Raw genomic sequence first — 1961 nt, 5'->3', positions numbered from 1 at the left:
GCCGTTCAGCGTGTCATTGTCCAGAACGCTCTGCGCGCTCGTCGCGCCCGACAGACCGTCCAGACCCGCAAGCGCATCGTCCACCGCATCGATCGCCGATTGTATCGCGATGGAGGCCTGGATCTGATTGTTCCCCGCTGCAGGGTCACTGCCACCGTTCCGGTCATTGCTTGCCGAGCTCTGCCCCGTGAACACGACCTGCGTCGCGCTACCTGGCGCATTCAGGACATAGTCGAAGGTGCAGACGGCAGAGGCCGAAGGGGCCAGATCACCAGGCATTGCCGGGACACAGGAAAGGTTGGACACGGTCCCGATATCTGCCAGGACCCCACAGGAAACGTTCCGCGCCGTATTCGGGCCGTTGTTGGTGCAGGTGGCGGTCAAGCCCGTATAGGTGGTTCCGGGCTGGATAGTCGCGGGAAAGTTCGACAATGTGGGCTGCACATCCGCAGCCTCGAGCGAAACCGAGATGTGGAAAGCATCGCCAGCAGTCGCACGGACTCCGCCAAACGACCACGGAACCGGGCTGCTGGAGCGAATGAAGGTTCGAAGGGTAATCTGGGTTATATTCTGGCCATTGATCCGGACAGACCCACAGGCAGCCGTCCCCGCTCCACAGCTGGCCCCCATGACGGCTGCATTGTCGTAAAGACTGTTGCCCGAAACCAGAAACGGCGTGTTCCCCGACAGCGCTGTCCAGCCAGTCACGTTGCCGCCAGGCACAAGATCGAACTCTGTGGCAAATCCCTTGGCCGTCCTGCCAAGGCTAACCTCTCCGCCAAGCCCGCCAAAGTGCAGCACCGGATCGGTCACTGGCGTGTCGAAGGAAATGACGAGATCCGCCATGTGAATACGCGCGGTCTCCTCGACCGATGCGCTCGCAAGTGGAGAGACATTGTAAAGGAATCGTACCCCATAGTTTGATACGACGCTGATGCCTGTGCCGGGCGCCACTTGTCCGGCCGAGGTGAAATATGAATCAACAGGGCCTCCGAACGACCCCAACTGTGCGTAATAGGTGGCCGTCGAACCCGACACCACGCCGATGGTTGCGGCATACCCAGTCGAATGGACTGATGTAGGCACGCTGTATTGTTGATTGGTCAGCGTGAACGTAACGTTCGGGGTCGGCGGTGGGGATACCGCCGTAAAGGTCAGCCCGGACGGGTTGTCGGTATTGTTGACCATTGAAACGGTCAGGTCGTTCCGTGTCTGCGATGAAGTCCCGGATTGGGAGTTGCCAGCCGCGTTCATCTCGAGCGCCGATTGCGCCAGCGCCATGTTGGGGAAAGTGGCAAGGACCGCTAGGAGAAGAGCAACAACGCCAGAAACAAGGCAGCGCGGCAATGCAATCGACATCTAGGCAGACTCCAACAAGTACGGAATTCGCGTAAATCGCATTACTGGCAAAATTATGGCACGAGCTGCAACCGATGCGACTTGCAGACCTGCTGTCTCCTCAACCTTCTTGTCTTACGCATCACATGACAGTTTCGATGGGCCGTCTGAGCTACTCCCCGAAAATCGGACACTGACGTAGGCTACGAATTGCTGTCTGCTGATCTTCGACGAAGAGGGGATCAGAGATGTCGAAACGGAAGCAGCATTCGCCGGAATTCAAGGCGAAGGTAGCGCTTGCGGCGCTGAAGGGTGAGCAGGCGGTCGCTGAGCTGGCGAGCCGGTTCGGGGTTCACCCGACGATGATCCACAGCTGGAAGCGGGCGCTGCTGGAATGGGCGTCCGGAGTGCTCGAGCGCGGTGGCGCGAAGAAGCCCGAGATTGACGAGGAACACGTGAAGGAACTGTGATCAGCCCCACCCGAGTGGTCCAGTTTGATTGTTAGTGCATTGCCGGCCTCTGGTCCATTGTGAACTGATGCGGTGGATGCCCCCACCAACGGCATCTTGTATGCCATGACGGTTCTATAGGAACCAATTTTGGAGGGCACATCGATGGCGACG

General features: G+C 58.9%; 1 protein-coding gene and 1 pseudogene. One reads left to right on the top strand and one right to left on the bottom strand.

What is annotated here, in order from left to right; all coding sequences use genetic code 11:
• Positions 1-1359, bottom strand: a 1359-nt coding sequence (locus LV82_RS14840) for a hypothetical protein (RefSeq protein WP_146065196.1), incomplete at its 3' end; no start/stop codon positions are given.
• A 227-nt stretch (positions 1360-1586) separates the two neighbouring features.
• On the opposite strand from LV82_RS14840, the pseudogene LV82_RS15090 reads away from it, so the two are divergent.
• Positions 1587-1748: pseudogene (locus LV82_RS15090) on the top strand (transposase); the annotation flags it as partial.
• Positions 1749-1961: the final 213 nt, after the last annotated feature.

The sequence above is a fragment of the Albidovulum inexpectatum genome (assembly GCF_002927635.1).
Taxonomy (GTDB): Bacteria; Pseudomonadota; Alphaproteobacteria; order Rhodobacterales; family Rhodobacteraceae; genus Albidovulum; species Albidovulum inexpectatum.
Note: the sequence above shows the minus strand (reverse complement) of the source record. Positions and strands in the feature narration are given on the sequence as shown.